15 protein-coding genes are annotated in these 20,210 nt (G+C 46.0%); 5 read left to right on the plus strand and 10 right to left on the minus strand.

The window, feature by feature from the left end:
• Window positions 1–87 precede the first annotated feature (87 nt).
• The 4 genes from DYB02_RS12810 to fabB form a co-directional block, all read right to left on the minus strand.
• The gene (locus tag DYB02_RS12810) at window positions 88–4,359 is read right to left on the minus strand and encodes a FimV/HubP family polar landmark protein (RefSeq protein WP_047022970.1); all 4,272 of its coding nucleotides are present in this window, start codon (window positions 4,357–4,359) and stop codon (window positions 88–90) included.
• Between the two features lie 198 nt (window positions 4,360–4,557).
• Window positions 4,558–5,571 carry an aspartate-semialdehyde dehydrogenase gene (locus DYB02_RS12815; RefSeq protein ID WP_021453374.1) on the minus strand — a complete coding sequence of 338 codons (1,014 nt, stop codon included), beginning with the start codon at window positions 5,569–5,571 and terminating at the stop codon, window positions 4,558–4,560.
• On the minus strand, window positions 5,568–6,701 hold the full coding sequence (locus DYB02_RS12820; RefSeq protein ID WP_021453433.1) for a 4-phosphoerythronate dehydrogenase: 1,134 nt from the start codon (window positions 6,699–6,701) through the stop codon (window positions 5,568–5,570). The genes DYB02_RS12815 and DYB02_RS12820 overlap by 4 nt, the downstream gene beginning before the upstream one ends.
• 398 nt (window positions 6,702–7,099) lie before the next feature.
• A complete protein-coding gene (fabB, locus tag DYB02_RS12830) occupies window positions 7,100–8,311 on the minus strand; it encodes a beta-ketoacyl-ACP synthase I (RefSeq protein WP_005460738.1) in 1,212 nt (403 codons plus the stop codon).
• Between the two features lie 128 nt (window positions 8,312–8,439).
• Between fabB and mnmC the strand changes: the two genes are divergently transcribed.
• Window positions 8,440–10,458, plus strand: a complete 2,019-nt coding sequence (mnmC, locus tag DYB02_RS12835) for a bifunctional tRNA (5-methylaminomethyl-2-thiouridine)(34)-methyltransferase MnmC2/FAD-dependent 5-carboxymethylaminomethyl-2-thiouridine(34) oxidoreductase MnmC1 (protein WP_029806092.1) — start codon at window positions 8,440–8,442, stop codon at window positions 10,456–10,458.
• A gap of 103 nt (window positions 10,459–10,561) precedes the next feature.
• Here mnmC and DYB02_RS12840 read toward each other — a convergent pair whose 3' ends face one another.
• From DYB02_RS12840 to DYB02_RS12855, 3 genes are all read right to left on the minus strand, one after another.
• Window positions 10,562–11,086 (minus strand): NADPH-dependent FMN reductase, encoded by a 525-nt coding sequence (locus DYB02_RS12840; RefSeq protein ID WP_021486928.1) that lies wholly within the window; start codon window positions 11,084–11,086, stop codon window positions 10,562–10,564.
• 279 nt (window positions 11,087–11,365) lie between these two features.
• Complete coding sequence (locus tag DYB02_RS12850; protein WP_005479532.1) at window positions 11,366–11,629, minus strand: YfcL family protein; 264 nt, start codon at window positions 11,627–11,629, stop codon at window positions 11,366–11,368.
• A gap of 24 nt (window positions 11,630–11,653) precedes the next feature.
• Window positions 11,654–12,184, minus strand: a complete 531-nt coding sequence (locus DYB02_RS12855) for an elongation factor P hydroxylase (protein WP_029806090.1) — start codon at window positions 12,182–12,184, stop codon at window positions 11,654–11,656.
• Between the two features lie 332 nt (window positions 12,185–12,516).
• On the opposite strand from DYB02_RS12855, the gene DYB02_RS12865 reads away from it, so the two are divergent.
• On the plus strand, window positions 12,517–13,140 hold the full coding sequence (locus DYB02_RS12865) for a trimeric intracellular cation channel family protein (protein ID WP_005494413.1): 624 nt from the start codon (window positions 12,517–12,519) through the stop codon (window positions 13,138–13,140).
• 68 nt (window positions 13,141–13,208) lie between these two features.
• Here DYB02_RS12865 and aroC read toward each other — a convergent pair whose 3' ends face one another.
• The gene (gene aroC, locus DYB02_RS12870) at window positions 13,209–14,294 is read right to left on the minus strand and encodes a chorismate synthase (protein WP_005457714.1); all 1,086 of its coding nucleotides are present in this window, start codon (window positions 14,292–14,294) and stop codon (window positions 13,209–13,211) included.
• Window positions 14,295–14,470: 176 nt separating this feature from the next.
• On the minus strand, window positions 14,471–15,403 hold the full coding sequence (gene prmB / locus DYB02_RS12875) for a 50S ribosomal protein L3 N(5)-glutamine methyltransferase (protein ID WP_005457652.1): 933 nt from the start codon (window positions 15,401–15,403) through the stop codon (window positions 14,471–14,473).
• Between the two features lie 62 nt (window positions 15,404–15,465).
• Between prmB and smrB the strand changes: the two genes are divergently transcribed.
• Complete coding sequence (smrB, locus tag DYB02_RS12880; RefSeq protein ID WP_005457721.1) at window positions 15,466–15,996, plus strand: endonuclease SmrB; 531 nt, start codon at window positions 15,466–15,468, stop codon at window positions 15,994–15,996.
• 135 nt (window positions 15,997–16,131) lie between these two features.
• On the opposite strand, the gene sixA is transcribed toward smrB, so the two are convergent.
• Window positions 16,132–16,596: a phosphohistidine phosphatase SixA gene (sixA, locus tag DYB02_RS12885; RefSeq protein ID WP_005457775.1), complete on the minus strand. Its 465-nt coding sequence runs from the start codon at window positions 16,594–16,596 to the stop codon at window positions 16,132–16,134.
• Window positions 16,597–16,971: 375 nt separating this feature from the next.
• Here sixA and DYB02_RS12890 point away from each other — a divergent pair, with 375 nt between their 5' ends.
• Both DYB02_RS12890 and DYB02_RS12895 read left to right on the plus strand, forming a co-directional pair.
• The gene (locus tag DYB02_RS12890; protein ID WP_029806328.1) at window positions 16,972–19,749 is read left to right on the plus strand and encodes an insulinase family protein; all 2,778 of its coding nucleotides are present in this window, start codon (window positions 16,972–16,974) and stop codon (window positions 19,747–19,749) included.
• Between the two features lie 165 nt (window positions 19,750–19,914).
• Window positions 19,915–20,169 carry a hypothetical protein gene (locus DYB02_RS12895; protein WP_029806327.1) on the plus strand — a complete coding sequence of 85 codons (255 nt, stop codon included), beginning with the start codon at window positions 19,915–19,917 and terminating at the stop codon, window positions 20,167–20,169.
• Window positions 20,170–20,210 lie beyond the last annotated feature (41 nt).

Genomic DNA, 20,210 nt, shown 5'->3' on the forward strand with positions numbered 1-20,210 from the left:
TAACCTTCGAACTCTAAAATGGGGCGGGAAGTATATACTCAAGTCCCTTCAGATACAAAAAGGGCAGCTCTCGCTACCCTTTTTGATTTATCGACCGTTTATGGTATCGATGAGGTTTTTCGCTTCTCGGCGAATGTCATCTTCACCGTAAACTATCGCCTCTTCTAACAGTTTGATCGCACCTTGAGGATCGTTCATTTCAAGATAGATTTTAGCAAGGTCCAACTTACCTGCTGCTTCTGCATTGGTATCTACATCAACGTCACCGATATCACCAATCACATCAGGGAACTCATTCAAACCGACATCGAGCATCAGTTCTTGCTCTTCAAACTCACCACCTTCTTTGTCCACTTGAGCCATCAGTTCATCAATAGTCATAAACTGATTTTTCTTAGGGTCAAAGTCATCAAGATCTTCCTGCTCGGCCCAGTTCTCTTGCGCGATTTCAGGTTGAGTCAGCGCTTCGCTCGAACTCCACACTTCTTGCTGGTCTTCAGGGACTTCTTCCATAACCGATGGTTCAGCCATGTCTGATGCTGGCTTAAAACCATCCCAGTCATCACCGACATCCAACATGGTTTCGAAATCCATGCCTGCACTTGCAATGGTGTCGCTGTCGAGCTTGCCATCAAACGCTTCAGCACTTGGCTCATCTGCAAGCAAGTTAGCCATCGTTGATTCATCAAAATCGTCTAACTCAGATGGAGATTCAATAACAGTTGGCTGCTCTACCTCTTTATCAAAACTGTTTTGAGCGAAGACTTCAAAAAGCGCATCATGGTCATTATCTGCCTGGAGAATTGGCTTAGGCGCAACTTCTGATTCAGATGAAGGTGATGCTTCAGCCATAGCCGCTATAGCATCTTCTTCACTGAACTCTGGCAGTTCAGTATCATCGAAGTTGAACTCTTCTTCCGCTTCGGCTGCTGGTGCTGCCGCTTCACGTTCAGATTCTGGTAGCTCAGGTTCATCAGCCATAGATGCTAATGCATCTTCTTCGTCGAACTCTGGCAGTTCCAGTTCGTCGAAGTTGAATTCTTCTTCCGCGTCGGCCGTTGGTGCTGCGGCTTGAACTTCAGATTCTGGTAGCTCAGGCTCGGCAGCCATGGATGCCAATGCATCTTCTTCGTCGAACTCTGGCAGTTCCAGTTTGTCGAAGTTGAAATCTTCTTCCGCGTCAACGGTTGGCGCTGCGGCTTGAATTTCAGATTCTGGCAACTTCGGCTCATCGGCCATAGATGCCAATGCATCTTCTTCATCAAACTCTGGCAGTTCCAGTTCGTCGAAGTTGAACTCTTCTTCCGCTTCGGCGGTCGGCTCTGCAGTTTGAACTTCAGCTTCTGGTAGCTCAGGTTCAGCCGTCATGGATGCCAATGCATCTTCTTCATCAAACTCTGGCAGTTCCAGCTCGTCGAAGTTGAATTCTTCTTCCGCGTCAGCGGTCGGCTCTGCAGTTTGAACTTCAGCTTCTGGTAGCTCAGGCTCACCGGCCATTGAAGCTAATGCATCGTCTTCGTCAAACTCTGGCAGTTCCAGTTCGTCGAAGTTGAATTCTTCTTCCGCTTCGGCCGCTGGTGCTGCCGCTTCACGTTCAGATTCTGGTAGATCAAGTTCATCGGCCATAGATGCTAATGCATCTTCTTCATCAAACTCTGGCAGTTCCAGTTCGTCGAAGTTGAACTCGTCTTCATCAACGTCAGTGGACGTTGCCGCGACAGGTTCTTGTTCAAGTTTGTTTTCAGCTTCAGGCTCAACGTCGTCTAGCAACCAGTCTTCTTCTTGAGGAACGCCAAATTCATTCTCAACAGTATTCGGCGTTGGCGTGAATGCAGGTTCTTCCTCTTTACTGGTAATTTCTGGTTCAGTCTGTTCCTCGCGAAGTTGATACTCACCATTTTCAGAGGGCAGCTCTTCAGCCGATGGCATCAAATTCTCTTTGACAGATGAGTTTTCTAACTCTTCAGCAAAACCGTCTTTGCCTTCCAGAAGTGCATCTAGCTCGGCGGCAAAGTCTGCACTTTCTTGCTCAGTTTCTTCAAGAACGATGTTATCAGATTCAAACAGTTCATCCAGCTCAGTCATCAGAGGATCATGCTCTGGTGACATTTCCTCAAGATCACCTAAGAAGTCATTGCTATTAAACGGGACGCTTTCTTCTTGTAATGATTCCGTTGGTTCTGGAGCTACAGGTTGTTGCTGCGCCTCACTCAGCAGAGCGTCGATATCTAAGCCAGATTCAAATTCTAACTCTGAGGCGTCTTCTTCAACCTGCGCGGTTAGCGGCTTTTCTTCCTCTGGCTCAAGCGCTTTATTTTGTTCCGTTTGAGGCTCGATCTCTTCAAAACCAAAATCAGCCACCAAGTCATCGTCTAACTGACTCTCATCAGCAGTGACTGCCTCATCCTCACGAATCAAATCATCGAATGGGTCGAGCTCGGTCGTGCTCTCGTCTTCTAAAACGGGCTTTTCATCGTCGTCTTGCAGTAACTCATCGAGTAATTCAACGCTGTTTTCGTCGAGTTCCTCAATTGCTTCTTCAGCCTCAAAATCAGATAGCGCTTCCAATTCGTTGAGCGGATCGAACTCTTCCTCGGTTTCGTCTTCATCGAAATCGATCAATTCGTCGAGTAGCTCAGTGCTGTTTTCATCGATATCGGTGTCATCAGTCAAACCCGCCAGACTTTCGAGTTCCTCAAGTGGGTCAAGCTCACTTGATGTTTCTTCTGCTGGTTGATCGTATTGAGCTAATAGCTTATCAATATCGTCATCCGACGCCTCTCCTGCCGAGAAATCCTCGTCTGAGACTTGCGGCTCTGGCTTGGTATCTTCAACGTCAAGATCTAAATCATCGTCGCCAAGTTCTGCGAATAAGTCGTCCAACATCGCTTGATCAACGCTGCCACTTGAAAGGTCTTCCGATGGTTCATCATCAGCAAGAAGTTTGGCAAATTCATCATCAGAAATAGCGTTATCGTCGTCGGACAAGTCGAAGCCTGTTTCGTCTTCGTCGAGCACTTCTAGTTCTGGCGTCACTTCATCAAGCGCACGTTCCATCTCTTCAAGACCCAGCGCTTTCTCGTCGCCATTGACTTGAATGCCGCTCGTTGAAGAATCAAACTCGTCAAATCCAACGTCTAAATCACCATCATCGCCGATACCGGCAAATGGATCTTCGCCGTCATCGCCTTCTAAGTTGAAGTCTAGTTCTTCGTCATCTAGGTTTGCGAAGACATCTTCTTCAAGCTCAGCTTTCTCATCCTGCTCTAATAGCGGTTCAGAGTCATCATCACCAAACAAGTCATCGTCTAGGCTGAGCTCATCATCAAGTTGGTCAGCTGCGGCTAAACCAATTGGAGCCGCAAGCGGATCGATATCTTGTGTCTGCTGCTGCGCTGCTTCCTCTTCTTTCGATTTCGAGCGACGACCAAGTAGCATGACAACCAACAACGCTAGCAGTGCCCCGGGAATCAGAGCTGCAAGTCCGACTAGCCAACCATTGGATAGAATCTTATCCATCGTACTTGGCTGCATGCGTTGCTGCTCAGCAACACGTTGGCGCTCTTCTGCCAACAGCTTTTCCACTTCCGAACGAATGCGCTCTTCGTCGTTAAGCTCGCTTTTGAGTGTTTCAACTTCGCTCTGAACTTGAGACAACATGAGGCGCAGACGATGGTTTTTCTCTTCTAGTGATTCAAGCTCACTTTGCGAGCCCTGCAGCTTGTCTTTTAGATCACTAACCTGCTTTTCACCTTGTGGTGACGTCGAAACTGGTGGCACGTTTGCTGTCGTTTCAACAGGTTTAACTGGTTCAGGTTTTGGTGGAGTAACAACTGGCGTTTTTGGCGCAGTAGGCTCTGCAACAGGTTTAGGTTTAACCTCTATCTGTTTAACTGGAGCTGGCTTTTCTGGCTTAGGTTGTTTTAGTCGTAACTCATGCGCCTTCATAATGGCAACAGCTTGCTCAGTCGTCGCACTGCGAACTTGCTCTAATGAAGGAACACGAAGACGGCTGCCTGGGATCAGCTCGTGGATGTTTTGATTGTCAAACGCTTGAGGGTTGATTCGATAAATGGCGAGAAGCGTTTGTTGTACCGAGACATTACGTGACGGTCTTAGCTCAGAAGCAATCGACCACAGTGTTTGGTTTTCACCTGTAGGGCCGAAAAAGCGCGAAGGCTGAGTATTCTCAGGTGGAGTAGGTAATGCTCGTTCGATCTCTTCAGCATAGCTCGGAGATGATTGCACTTCACCAGACGGCCCAACGAGACGAATTCCTTCGGCTTGAACCACTGACGATGTCTGAGTCGCGCTCATCAACACAAGGGCTGCTAACAAACGCTTATAATTTTGACGCATAGAAGGCTCAGTTTTGTGCTAGAAACAATTTGAAATGGTGATCAGTTAAATATATCGGATATACCACGCAAAACTATAGCTTTGGGGGTAAAAAATGTGTGGCTCTCGCCATATTCGTACTAATCTCACACAAATTTACATCGTTCGAACAAAAAAGCCTCGCTTAGTGCGAGGCTTTACGTTTCTTATACCACTAACTTAGTAGTAATCGCGGATCAGTACTTCGGCGATTTGTACAGCGTTCGTTGCTGCACCTTTGCGCACGTTGTCAGCCACAACCCATAGGTTTACACCACTGTGGTGGCTAATATCGTTGCGAATGCGGCCAACCATTACGTGATCTTTACCGCCCGCATCACGAACTTGTGTTGGGAAATCGTCACCGTGGAATACTTCTACACCTTCGGTTTGCTCAAGAAGGTTAATTACTTCTTGTGCGTCGATTGGTGAACGAGTTTCAACGTGAACCGCTTCTGCGTGGCCGTAGAACACCGGCACACGAACACACGTTGGGTTTACGGTGATTGAAGGATCGTTAAAGATTTTCTGAGTTTCCCACACCATTTTCATTTCTTCTTTGGTGTAGCCGTTTTCCATCATCTGATCGATTTGTGGAATACAGTTAAACGCGATCTGTTGAGAGAACTGCTTCTTGTCAGCTGGCAGACCATTTAGCAACTTAGCGGTTTGACCAGCCAACTCATCAATGCCCGCTTTACCCGCACCTGATACCGATTGGTAAGTTGAAACGTTGATACGCTCAATACCGACTGCATCATGGATTGGTTTAAGTGCAACTAACATTTGGATAGTCGAACAGTTTGGGTTGGCGATGATGTTACGGTTACGGAACTCAGCAATCGCCTCAGGGTTTACTTCAGGCACAACAAGAGGAATGTCGTACTCGTAACGGAAGTGTGACGTGTTGTCGATAACAATCACACCTTCATCAGCTGCGATTGGCGCCCATTTTGCAGATAGATCGCCACCAGCCGAGAACAGAGCGATGTGCACTTGAGACCAATCAAACTCTTCTACGTTTTGTACGCGTACGGTTTTACCATTGAAACGGTAAGTCTTGCCTTCGCTACGCTCACTTGCCAATAGGAACAGTTCACCGACTGGGAACTTGCGCTCTTGAAGCACTTCTAAAATTGTTTCACCGACCGCACCGGTCGCACCCAAAATGGCAACATTGTATTGCTGGCTCATTGACTTACCTCAATCTGAAAACCTAGTTCTGCTAGTGGTGCAAGGTTGCATGTTTCATTTCCCACTAGCGTGACAGCGCTGTATTCGCGGCGATCCCAGTAGTTTTTACGCATCAGGTCAAACGCACCCGGCTTACTGATTTCACGACGGAAAAGAGCGTCATCTTTACGCACATCATAGATTAACTGTGTGATGTTATGCAGTGTTGCTTCATCCCATGCTCTATCCAACATCATCGTTGGAACAGGCGCAGTTGGCAGTAAATCGCTGGCATGCGCACGTAATTCGTTATTTAAGAACTCGCAGTAGCTATTGAAAATCATTGTCGTACCGCGAGCTTTCCCTTCCAGACCATAGCCTGCAACGTGAGGGGTTGCGAATGCTAGCAGAGGCAGAAGCTCCATATCAACCTCTGGTTCAAATTCGAAGACATCCAATGCCGCAGTGAAACCATCTTGTTTCATTAAACGTTGCTTCAATGCTTGGTTATCAACCACAGGGCCACGCGCTGCATTGATAAGAATTTGATCACCACGAAGACCGTTCAGTACTTTCTCGTCAATCAAATGATGGGTTGGGTACGGCCCGTCTTTAGTGATTGGCGTGTGTAGTGTGATGATGTCTGATTGTTCGATAAGCTCAGCTAACGGAGTAAAGCTGCGAGGGTCACCCGCCTCTTGCTTGAATGGGTCGTTGATAAGAACGTTGATGCCCATGCCTTTCAAGCACTTTTCAAGGTAGCTACCCACTTGACCTGCACCAATAATACCTACGGTTTTATCAAAGACCGAAAAACCTTGTTGCTGTGCTAGTACCATCATGACGCTAAATGCGTACTCTGCAACGCCAACTTTGTTACACCCCGGTGCTGCAGTAAAGAAAATACCCTTTTCTTTCAAAAGAGCTTGGTCAACGTGATCCATACCCGCTGTCGCCGTACCAACAAACTTGAGCTTGTTCGCTTTGCTGATCAGTTCAGCGTTTACTTTGGTTACCGATCGAATCATCAGAGCATCGATATCAATAAGGTCATCAGCAGTCAGGGTACGACCCGGTTTTAGAATCACTTCACCAAGTTGGCTGAATAGCTCTTCAGCGTACGGCATGTTTTCATCAACAATAATTTTCATAGCGCCAGCGTTTTTAAGATCCATTTTATGAGTTTGTTTATTCGCAAAAAGCGAAGCTATGGCGATTGTGCCCTTTTCGGGAAAAATCTCAAGATATAAACCCAATAAACCTCAAAGCGGAGAATAGCTTGGTTTGTCGAGGTAGCAACAATCGGCATCACGGACTTCCCTACAGGGAAAGTACATGAGTAACACGAAAAAACGGAATGATGAGAAAAGAAAAAGCCCGGCTAAATTAGCCGGGCAAAGTTCCAGAACAAAAGGATCCTATCCCGCTCTCCTTGGGATAGAGTCTGCGTCTGTTCGATCAGTTTGACTGATCAAGCTCTGGAAACTGGTTTGTTGGCGTTCAAATCACAATGAACAATACCAACAAATTCAGTTAGCTTTGGTGTTGATTACGCTTGGTATTTTTTGATAACCAATGTTGCGTTGGTACCACCGAAGCCAAAGCTGTTTGACATGACTGTCGTTAGCTCTGCGTCGCGAGCTTCTGTCACGATATCCAGACCTTTTGCCGCTTCATCCAAGTTTTCAATATTGATGCTTGGCGCGATGAAGTTGTTGTCTAGCATTAGAGTCGAGTAAATCGCTTCGTGAACACCAGCCGCACCTAGAGCGTGACCTGTCATCGCTTTTGTTGCAGAGATTGCTGGGCTGTTGTCGCCAAATAGCTCTTGGATTGCGCCTAGCTCTTTCACGTCGCCAACTGGAGTAGACGTACCGTGAGTGTTAACGTAATCAATGCTGTCAACGTCTTGCATTGCCATCTTCATACAACGCACAGCGCCTTCACCTGAAGGTGCTACCATGTCGTAGCCATCAGAAGTCGCACCGTAGCCTACGATTTCGCCGTAGATTTTCGCGCCACGTGCTAGAGCGTGCTCAAGTTCTTCGATAACCAGCATGCCGCCGCCGCCAGAGATAACAAAACCGTCACGGTCTGCATCGTAAGTACGAGACGCTTTTTCTGGCGTATCGTTGTATTTAGTTGATAGTGCGCCCATCGCATCAAACATCATCGTTTGAGACCAATCTAGCTCTTCACCACCACCAGCAAACACGATGTCTTGTTTGCCAAGTTGGATAAGCTCCATTGCGTGGCCGATACAGTGTGCAGATGTCGCACAAGCTGAACTCATTGAGTAGTTCACACCACGAATTTTAAATGGTGTCGCAAGACATGCTGATACGGTAGAAGACATAGTACGAGGAACCATGTAAGGACCTACGCGTTTTACGCCTTTCTCGCGCATAATATCGGTTGCTACTGTTTGGTTTAATGCAGAAGCACCACCAGAACCAGCAACGATACCTGTACGATCGTTTGAAACTTGTTCTTCAGTTAGACCAGCGTCTTCAATCGCCTGCTGCATTGATAGGTATGCATAAGCAGCCGCATCACCCATAAAGCGCATCTGTTTACGGTCAATATGCTCCGCAGGGTTGATCTTTAGATCACCCCAAACTTGCGAACGAAGACCGTGTTCTTTGAACTGCTCAGACGCAGTGATGCCAGATTTGCCCGCTTTAAGAGACGCTAGAACTTCTTCGACGTTGTTACCGATACTTGAAACAATACCCATACCGGTGATTACGACTCGTTTCATTATGACATTCCTATAATTCAAAAATCCGCTAGATGATAACTAAGATAGTCAACAAAAGTGGTCAGCTTTCCCATAAATTCGTACAATCGCCCCATTCTTACCGCGCCAAATCACAAATTTGCACCATTATGACTTCAATTAAAAATGCTGAACTTGGTTGGAACGAAGCTGGCACGCCGGTTTCTGACCAATTTGATGATGTTTACTTTTCTAACGTAAACGGTCTTGAAGAGACACGCTACGTTTTCCTCAAACAAAATCATCTCCCAGAAAGATGGCAGGAATTTGACCAAAGACGCTTTGTTATCGGTGAAACCGGATTTGGCACGGGACTGAACTTTCTTGCTGTATGGCAATGGTTTAATGAATTTCGTCGCAACCACCCAGATGCAGCGCTAAAAGAGCTGCACTTCATTAGTTTTGAAAAATACCCGCTAAGCCTAGCGGATTTGAAAAAAGCACATGAAGCGTGGCCGGAGTTGGCTGAGTATGCAGAAAAGCTGCAAAAGCACTACCCTGCTGCCGTACCTGAGTGTCACCGCATTGTGCTTGAAGATGGCGCAATTACACTCGACCTTTGGTTTGGCGACATCAAAGACTGCATGCCGCAAGTCCCATACAACGAACAAGGTTTGATTGACGCTTGGTTTTTAGATGGATTCGCACCAAGTAAAAACCCAGAAATGTGGAACCAAAATCTGTTCAACAACATGGCTAAGTTAGCCAAGCAAGACTGTACAGTTGCCACTTTTACCGCGGCGGGTTTTGTGCGTCGAGGATTGAACGAAGCTGGCTTTGCAATGAAAAAAGTCAAAGGCTTTGGCACCAAGCGTGAAATGATCGCAGGCTCGATGGAACAACGCGAAAAGCAATCGAACCATCTTGCGTGGTTCAATCGCACGGCGTCCAGCAATCTTGATTCGATTGCCATAATCGGAGGCGGTATTGCCAGCGCGGCGTTAGCGAAAACGTTGGTTCGTCGTGGCCAAAACGTCACGCTTTACTGCAAAGACACTCAACCAGCCGAAGGGGCTTCTGGCAACCGTCAAGGTGCCGTTTATCCTCTGCTTAATGGCCCGCATACAGGTGTATCTCGTGTGTTTGCGCCAGCATTTTTGTTCGCACGTCAATTTGTCGAGCAAGCAGCGCAAGAAATTGATTTTGACCATGATTGGTGTGGTGTAACTCAATTGATGTGGGATGACAAATCCACAGACAAACTAGAGAAAATGCTTGAGGGAAACTTCACTCCAGCGCTCATTCGTAAATTGTCTGCGGAAGAAACGGCGGAGACAATCGGCTTATCCATTGATATGGCATCGGTTCATTACCCAATGGGCGGTTGGTTGTGCCCTGCGGAATTAACTCGCGGGCTGATTACTCAACTAGAAAAAACCGAACTTTTTGAAGCGAAGTTCGAGCATCAAGTCGAGTCACTAACTTGGGACGAAGAGCGTGAGCTTTGGACATTAAAAGCGAACGGCCAGAACTTTGAACATTCAACCGTTGTAGTTGCTAACGGCAACGAGTTCCAAACACTAAGCCAAACTGAAGCCTTGCCGATGGGGCAAGTAAAAGGACAAGTGAGTCACGCGCCAGCAACGAAAACCCTATCTAAACTCAAAACTGTACTGTGTTACGACGGTTACATGACGCCTGTTAACCCAAATAACCAACACCTTTGCATTGGTGCCAGTTACGATCGCAGTCATTTAGACTATGAGTTTGATGAAAACGCACAACGAGATAACGTAGAAAAGTTGGTCAAATGCATTCCAAATCAGGAATGGACCAAAGAAGTGGATACATCGGGCAATTTGTCACGCCAAGGTATTCGTTGCGTGAGTCGAGACCATCTGCCATTTGTTGGGAACGTAGGTGATTTCGAAACAATCAAAACGCAATATGCAGATTTGCAAAATAAACCAGAAGAAGAGGTTGAAGCGATTCACCAATTCCCTAACCTTTTCTGCTTCTTAGGTTTAGGCTCTCGAGGTCTAAGCTCTGCGCCTCTGTTGGCAGAAGTGTTGGCCTCGCAAATCTGTGGGGACCCGCTGCCACTCCCTGTCGATGTGCTGACAGAACTTCACCCAAGCCGTATGTGGGTACGCAAATTACGTAAAGGTAAAGCGATTACCGAGCTTTAAATTGGCACCAAACAGACAACTACATGGATATTAAGTAGATAACGAATAAGAGATTCCCAAGCCCGCGAAATCACGCATCAGGAATCTCTTTTTTAATGGCGTATTACTTGAGCAACGCGACGGCTTGTTTCACTTGCTCTGCAATTTCTTGATTTACAATCTCACCCGACTCCAAGTCAAAGTTCTCGTAAAAACTTGGTACCGAAACCGACGCTTTAACGTCCGCTCCAAAAAATGGCGCTGAACCCGTTGCCGCCGCTAGTACGCTTTGTGCACCACCAGGTCCCGGTGACGTCGCAAGGTAAACGACCGGTTTATTTTGGAACACATTGCGCTCGATACGCGTTGCCCAATCGAACAAGTTTTTGTAAGCCGCTGCGTAAGAACCATTGTGCTCTGCAAATGATACAACGATGGCATCAGCTTGCTCTAGCTCGCGTAAAAAAGCGATTGCGCCTTCCGCTTGGCCGATTTCTTTCTCTTTGTCTTCACTAAACATTGGAACGTTGTAGTTGTTTAAATCCAACACGCTCACTTGTGCGCCTTCTACTTGTTGAGCTGCGTAAGTAGCAAGCGTTTTGTTGATTGAGGTTGAGCTGGTAGAAGCACCGAATGCGACAATTTTCATGGTTATATTCCTTTGTTCACGTTTTATGCTTTGCAGAATAAAAGTTAAACAGGCTGGCAACAACCACAAAAATCTTAAGGAGAGATTCGAATATTTCGAAGGAGTTGATTTCAACTAAAAGGCGGGATAACGATAGAAAAGATATGCTCAGAAATAGCCAAGAAGCACGCCTAGAATAAGGTGACGTTTGATATAACCCGTTGAAAAAAATAGTCACAACAAGGTTAACAGGCTTTCATTCAGCTACACTGAGCACTCATTTACTGCAATTCGTAGATATTATGCTTGTGATTGCAGTTCTTGCCATAGATCACTAACAATCACGCGATCCGCAGGCGTCAGTTCTGCACGTGCTTCTTCTAGGCTGTTCGCGATACGAGATTTTAGCTCTTCAACATCGTTGATGCCGTCTTCTTCACACGATGCGGCAGACAGAGAGATGTGACCACGTAGATAACCACCAGCAAACAGTTCATCATCAGATGCGTTTTCAATACGAGCATCAATCAGTTCTAGTAGTTTTTCTTCAAATTCAATAATCATGGAGTTTCTCTGAGGTTATTTGGGTTACTTAACGCTAAAATCAGACGCTTCCAGCGGCTTAGTTTGGTAAAACGCACGTAAGGCGTCCGAAAGCATTTTCACTCGCGGTGGCAAACCTGCTTCCAAAATACCTAATACTTCTTTATGCACTTTTTGCATAAAGCCAAGCCTATCTGGTTCAAAATCGCCGTGTAGATTGTCACAACTGACCGTAAAAGGGAAGCCAGCACTCGTGGCAAGAATCCATTCGTAAGCTTGAGGGCGAATTTCTACTTTTTCGAACTCAGCTTGTACGGCTTCGGTGCGTCCATCCGGCTCATACCAGTAGCCAAAATCTTCCATTAAACGACGTTCAGGACCAGCGACACACCAGTGCGCGATTTCGTGCAGAGCAGAAGCGTAAAAACCTCGAGCAAAAATAATACGATGGTGAGGATGCTCATCATCAGCTGGCAGATAAATAGGCTCATCACCACCAAGCCCTAGCGTGGTGTTGAATTGCTCAAGAAAAGTGTCATTGAAAATGGTGATTAGATCTTGGTATTCGTGGGTCATCGTCGAGTCTGTACTTCAAATTGACATGCGCTGCGCATTGTCGCTGTTTTTGCAAATAAGGTAAAGGCATCCCACAGTTTTGGTTATTAGTTGAATTTATCTGAACCGACCTTTCTCAATACAATTTCTCATTCGTCAGCGTACTCATTTACTAATACACTCTCGCCTTATTTTGGTGCCACTCAAATTGCTGTTTTTCAAGCAGTTTGATTATGAGCATGTTGCTGGTTTTAATCACTTTTTAAGACTGATTAAGCCGTTTGTAAGTGTTGTTACTGCCCTAACCATTTTGTAATGGATAAACGGTAACTTTTTACTTTGAGTGTTCCCCTATGTTGCTAAGTGTGTTGTATATCATTGGTATCACGGCTGAAGCCATGACAGGTGCGTTAAGCGCTGGTAGAAGAAAAATGGACTGGTTTGGCGTTATGTTGGTAGCGAGTGCGACAGCCATTGGCGGCGGCACAGTGCGTGACATTTTATTGGGCCACTACCCTCTTGGTTGGGTCAAAAACCCTGAATTTCTGGCTATCACCTGTGTTGCTGGCGTACTAACGACTGGCCTCGCGAAATGGGTGATCAAACTAAAAGGCTTGTTCATTCGTCTTGATGCACTGGGTTTGATTGTATTTAGCATCATCGGTACCAAGATTGCGATGGGCATGGGCTTGCACCCAGGCATCTGTATGGTGTCTGCATTGGTGACTGGCGTATTTGGTGGCTTACTTCGCGATTTGATCTGTCGCCAAACTCCGTTGGTACTGCATGAGGAGCTATACGCTTCTATCGCGTTGATTGCATCCGGCCTTTACCTGGCGTTACTAGAATTCAACGTGCCAGACGTAACAGCAACCATTGTTACCCTTGTTGTGGGTTACGTACTTCGTATGGCAGCGGTTCGATTTAAGTGGCGTTTGCCTTCTTTCCAGTTGGAAACCGAAAGCTCGCTCCACTAAGTAAGAAAAAAGAACAAAAAAGAAAAGGTTGCTCCATTAGCAACCTTTTTTGTATTTGGAGTACCAAACTAAATCTTTGGTGTTTCTGTCGTTACGCCGTGGTTTTGCCCACGATGACGCAGTAAGTGATCCATCACAACAATCGCAAGCATGGCTTCAGCAATAGGTACAGCACGAATGCCGACACATGGGTCGTGACGACCTTTCGTAATGAGCTGAGTAGGTTCACCTTCTTTAGTGATCGTGTCACCCGGAACCGTGATGCTTGATGTTGGCTTAAGTGCAATATTCGCAACGATGTCTTGACCTGTTGAGATACCACCAAGGATGCCACCAGCATGGTTGCTACCAAAACCTTGCGGAGAAAGTGGGTCACGGTGCTGACTGCCTTTTTGGTTTACGACATCGAAACCATCACCGATTTCGACACCCTTCACCGCGTTGATGCTCATTAGCGCGTGCGCAATGTCTGCATCCAAGCGGTCAAACACTGGTTCACCAAGGCCAACAGGTACGTTGGTTGCAACAACCTGAATTTTCGCACCAATTGAGTCGCCTTCTTTTTTTAGGTCGCGGATCAGTTGATCAAACGCTTCCACTTTGTCTGTATCTGGGCAGAAGAACGCGTTGTTTTCAATTTCGTCCCAGTCGACTTTATCAATAGAAACATCGCCCATTTGTGACAAGTAAGCGCGGATTTCTACGCCAAATTCATCTTTCAGATATTTCTTCGCGATTGCACCTGCAGCCACACGCATCGCAGTTTCACGGGCTGACGAACGGCCGCCGCCACGATAGTCACGAATGCCATATTTTTGGTGGTAAGTGTAATCAGCATGTCCCGGGCGGAACTTATCTTTGATGTCTGAGTAATCTTTTGAACGTTGATCGGTATTTTCGATCAACAGGCCGATTGAAGTGCCTGTGGTTTTGCCTTCAAACACGCCAGAAAGAATTTTAACTTCGTCCGGTTCACGACGCTGTGTGGTGTAACGTGATGTGCCAGGACGACGACGGTCGAGATCCGTTTGCAGATCTGCTTCTGTAATTTCTAATCCCGGAGGACATCCGTCTACGATACATCCCAGTGCGATACCGTGACTTTCTCCGAATGTTGTCACTCGAAAATGTTGTCCGATACTGTTTCCTGCCATTACTTCCTCAAGTTATTGTCGCCACGCTCTCTGATTGAGCGCAACTGCTTTCCAATTCTTCGTGGATTCATAGTGGCTTTATTACGTTTTGATGTAAAGAGTTAATATCGATGAGTTATGCATAAAAAAACACCGAGCATCAGGCTCGGTGTTTTGAGGTTTTTGGGAAAGACGGATTAGTCTTTGTACAGTTTGAACTCTTCTGCACAATCAACCAGTTGCGCACGAGTCAGCATAAATACGCCGTGGCCACCGTTTTCAAATTCAATCCAAGTGAATGGAATTTGTGGGTACTGGTCCATCATATGGATCATTGAGTTGCCCACTTCACAGATCAAGATACCGTCATCAGTTAGGTAGTCTGGCGCGTTCGCAAGAATACGGCGAACCAATTTCAGGCCATCGGTACCCGCAGCCAAACCTAGCTCAGGTTCATGTGTGAACTCTTGTGGCAGGCTGTTCATGTCTTCTTCATCCACATAAGGTGGGTTAGACACGATGAGGTTGTATTTTTCTTTTGGCAGATCGCGGAACAGATCCGAACGGATTGGGAACACTTGTTGTTCCATGCCGTGATCTTGAATGTTTTGTTCTGCGACTTGAAGCGCGTCCGCTGAGATATCAATCGCGTCAACTTCTGCTTCAGGGAATGCGTGCGCACATGCAATCGCAATACAGCCACTGCCCGTACATAGATCCATGATTCGAGTTGGCTCTTCTACCAGCCAAGGTTGGAATTCCGCTTGAATCAATTCACCAATTGGAGAACGTGGCACAAGAACACGTTCGTCAACGAAAAACTCAAGACCACAGAACCACGCTTTGTTTGTTAAGTAAGCCGTTGGCGTACGCTCGTTAATGCGTTTTACTACTCGCTCAACAATGCGTAGACGCTCGCTTGTAGTTAGGCGAGAGTTCAATACATGCGGAGGCACATCGATCGGCAAGTATAAGGTTGGCAGGATAAGCTGAACGGCTTCATCCCACGCGTTATCAGTACCATGACCGTAAAACAGGTTCGCTGCATTAAAGCGGCTAACCGTCCAACGAATCATATCTTGAAGGGTATGCAGTTCCGATACCGCCTCTTCTACAAAAATCTTATCCAAAATTGCCTCCGAAAAGCGCTACAATACTGCCAATAAAGTTTATTAATGAAATTGTTTACCTAATGAGCAAAAAAGACACCGAACATGATGACGATTTCGCCTTGTTTAAGGAAGCAGTACAGGGCGTAAAAAAGTTGCGACAGGATACCATAATCCAGCAACCAAAAAAAAATACTAAGCAAAAAGAAATCAAACGCTCAAACCGAGAAGCGAGTGATTCTGAGTTTTACTTTTCCGATGAGTTTGTGCCTCGATTAAACGAAGAAGGCCCAACTCGCTATGCTCGTGATGATGTTTCTACTTATGAAGTGAAACGTCTGCGTCGCGGTGTCTACGTGCCTGACGTTTTCCTCGATATGCACGGCATGACACAGCAAGAAGCTAAACGCGAACTTGGTGCCATGATCGCCTATTGCGTAAAAAACGAAATTCACTGTGCGTGTGTTCAACACGGTATTGGTAAACACATTCTGAAGCAAAAAGCCCCACTTTGGCTGGCTCAGCACCCTGATGTGATGGCCTTCCACCAAGCACCGTTAGAATTTGGCGGTGACGGCGCGCTGCTGGTTTTGCTCTCTATTCCAGAGAAGTAACACATACATTCTAAGAATAAGAAAGGCAGGATATTCCTGCCTTTTGTTTATCTATATCTAATTTTTAAATGCTTATTTTAGATGTCTGTCTATTTAAGAGATCGATTTATCTTTAAATAACGATGACTTAGACGCTTAAGGCGTAATATGCCAAAGCACCTCACCACGCTGTGTTTGTGGTTCGTATTCGATGCACACTAAACCAGAGGTTGGGAACATCGGAGGCGTCATCTCTTTCACAAACTCAGACGTCAAATAACCAACTAACGGTAAATGAGAAACAAACAATAGAGATTCTAGTTTCTCGACTTCAATGAGCGCGTTCGCAAAATCAAATACGCAATCCGACTGACCGTATGGTGTGATGTCGTCACTGGTCTCGATGCTTTTTGTCGAGAAAAACGTACTGATTTCTTGCCAGGTTTGCTGAGCACGGATGTAGGGGCTCACCAACACTTTGTCAAATTGAGCAAAACCTTGCTCAGCACAAGCTCGTGCAACAGCCTCTGACTCGGTTCTGCCTCTTTGGGTCAGTTCTCTTGCTGCGTCTGAATCTGCGAAATGCTCAGCTTCGCCATGACGCATGATGAATATTTTCATGTTATTTCCTAGGGATAGCTAACGCTACCAAAAGGTTGACTGCTATCTTTATAGATAACCGGGGCTAATTTTAATAATGACGAAACAAAAATACTGATATAATTATCTGTTCATTATACCAATTCGCTTGCTAAAGATAGCGACTTTCTTAACAATCTATTAAAAAGAATATACTCAGTTCATCACATTCTACGATGAAGTCATGAACTCAGTGCATTCCTTCAAACAGCTCTACCCCATACGCAAAAGCGATGGGCCCAATGCAGTACTCTTACGAATAACAAAAATGCGGCAAGCAGTATTTGTCGAACGCAACATTTGCGCTACCCCCTTTGGGGTTCATAATTAATGTAATGCGAAATCTGGAGACGCATCGTGCACCTAAGTCCAAACGATTCAAACCAATACCGCTACCTTACTTTGAGTAATGGCTTGCGCGTATTGCTGATTCATTCTGATACAGCTCAACAGTCGGCAGCCGCCCTAGCTGTGAACGTTGGACACTTCGACGACCCAGTTGATCGTCAAGGTCTGGCTCACTATCTAGAACACATGCTTTTTTTGGGTACGGAAAAATACCCTAAAGTGGGCGAGTTTCAAAGTTATATTAGCCAACATGGTGGAACGAATAACGCGTGGACAGGAACGGAGCACACCTGCTTCTTTTTTGATGTCACTCCAAGTGCATTTGAAAACGCACTGGATCGCTTTAGCCAATTCTTTACCGCGCCACTGTTTAACGAAGAAGCATTAGATAAAGAGCGCCAAGCGGTCGACTCTGAGTACAAGCTGAAATTGAATGACGACTCGCGTCGCTTGTATCAAGTCAACAAAGAAGTCATCAATCCAGAACATCCATTTTCAAAATTCTCTGTCGGCAATTTAGATACGCTTGGCGACCGAGATGGTCAGTCTATTCGTGATGAAATTGTCGAGTTTCATCATTCTCAATATTCAGCCGATCTTATGACGCTGACGTTGTTTGGGCCTCAATCTCTTGATGAGCAGCAAGCTTGGGTAGAAGCCATGTTCGCCGACATCCCTAATCATCAATTAAGTGGCAAATCGATTGATGTACCGATTGGGACTGAAGACAGCACCGGAATTTTGGTTCAAATTGAGCCCATCAAAGAGTTTCGCAAACTCATTCTCACCTTCCCTATGCCGGGAATGGATAAACACTACGGCGTGAAGCCTCTCTCTTATTTCGCTCATTTGTTAGGTTACGAAGGCGAAGGGAGCTTGATGCTGCAACTGAAAAGCAAAGGCTGGATCACTTCCCTATCAGCCGGGGGCGGGGCAAGTGGTAGCAACTATCGTGATTTTACGGTCAGTTGTACACTCACAACAGAAGGGGTAGACCACGTTGATGACATCATTCAAGCTGTCTTTCAATATCTAACCATGATCAAACAAGACGGAATGAATGAGTGGCGCTACCTAGAGAAGCAAGCAGTATTGGAGTCTGCGTTCCGCTTTCAAGAACCTTCACGCCCTCTCGATTTAGTTAGCCATTTAGTCATCAATATGCAGCATTATCAGCCGCACGATATTATCTATGGCGACTACAAAATGTCGGGCTATGATGAAGATCTGCAACGTTCTCTACTGCAATATTTATCTGTCGACAATGTCCGCGTTACGCTGATCGCCAAAGGACTGGAGTACAATCGCACTGCGGAGTGGTATTTCACCCCCTACTCCGTCACTCCATTCAGTAGCGAGCAAAAACGCTTCTTCCAACAAATTGATCCGCGTTGGCAGTTTGTTCTGCCAGAGAAGAACCCGTACATTTGTTACGACCTCGACCCAATGCCCTTTGAAAACGGGGGCTCACTACCGGAGTTGATTGAAGATCTCGAAGGTTTTCGCCTGTGGCATTTGCAAGATGATGAGTTCCGAGTGCCGAAAGGCGTAGTGTACGTTGCGATCGACAGTTCTCACGCGGTCGCGTCGCCTAAGAATATTGTGAAAACACGTCTTTGTGTCGAAATGTTTTTGGACTCACTAGCCAAAGAAACCTACCAAGCTGAAATCGCGGGCATGGGCTACAACATGTATGCGCACCAAGGCGGTGTAACTTTGACGTTGTCGGGCTTCAGCCAAAAACTGCCACAACTGCTTGAGATGATTTTACGCCGTTTCGCCGCGAGAGAGTTTAACCCGACTCGGTTTGAAACCATCAAACAACAATTATTACGTAATTGGCGAAATTCATCTCAAGATCGCCCAATTTCTCAACTGTTCAACGCATTAACAGGTTTGTTGCAGCCCAACAATCCTCCTTTCGCGACGCTTGCAGAAGCGCTGGAAGAGATTGAAGTCGATGAACTGTCGACATTCGTCGAGTCGATTTTGGCGGAACTCCACGTAGAAATGTTCGTTTATGGCGACTGGCAACGTCAACAAGCGCATGATATGGCAACAACCTTGAAAGATGCCTTGCGCGTAAAAGAACAGCGCTACGAAGAAGCACTGCGTCCGTTAATTATGCTCGGTCAAAATGGCAGTTTTCAGCGCGAAGTGCATTGTAATCAACAAGATTCTGCTGTGGTAATTTACCACCAGTGTGAAGACATCGAACCGCGCAGCATCGCACTTTATTCTTTGGCCAATCACCTCATGTCGGCAACCTTCTTTCATGAGATTCGCACCAAGCAGCAACTCGGCTACATGGTCGGCACTGGTAACATGCCACTGAACCGTCATCCGGGGATTGTGCTTTATGTGCAATCACCAAACGCAGCTCCTGCGGAATTGGTCACCTCTATCGACGAATTTTTAAATGCATTTTACATGGTGCTTTTGGAGCTCAACGACTACCAATGGCACAGCAGTAAGCGTGGCCTTTGGAACCAAATCGCAACCCCAGACACGACTTTACGTGGACGAGCGCAACGCTTGTGGGTAGCCATAGGCAACAAAGATACCGAGTTTAATCAACGCGAAAAAGTACTAGCCGAGCTCAAAAAGCTAACAAGAGCAGACATGATTCGCTTTGTCGTTAACGAACTGAAACCGAGAACAGCAAACCGGTTGGTCATGCACTCGCAAGGCCAAGCACATGTCGATGCTCCTCGAATTCACTTAGGACAAGAAATTGGCTCTATCGAAGAATTTCAGTTACGACCAAAAGATTGTGGTCTGGGCTAAGACCAGCACCGTAATGGATAAAATGGGCGGAAGTCGAGCTGTAAAATATGTGAGAACCCCATCAATTTACTAATACGACTTGGATAGTCTTAACAGAAAATTGAAATTACGCGATTGCCGCTTATGCTCTAATTACCGCACAAAAAACATGTAGATGAGGCACTCATGAAGAAACTATTACTACTTGCTGCAGTATTATTACCATTCGCATCCGCTCATGCAGAAATCACAGTAAAAGGTGACGATTTTGAGTTGAGCAAAGATTGTGTTCGCCTAAGCGGTGACAATATTTCCGTCAAATCCGACGATTGCTCTTCTAAAAACTGGGATGATAAAGACAAAAAAGGAAACGCTAGCGTGCGTGGCGATGACAACCCAGGTAAAGGGCATAACAAAGATAAAAAAGACAAGAAGAAATAAACACTTCTGTTCGAAAAAAGGCTTGCGCGATGCAAGCCTTT

The organism is Vibrio parahaemolyticus (assembly GCF_900460535.1).
GTDB classification, from domain to species: Bacteria; Pseudomonadota; Gammaproteobacteria; order Enterobacterales; family Vibrionaceae; genus Vibrio; species Vibrio parahaemolyticus.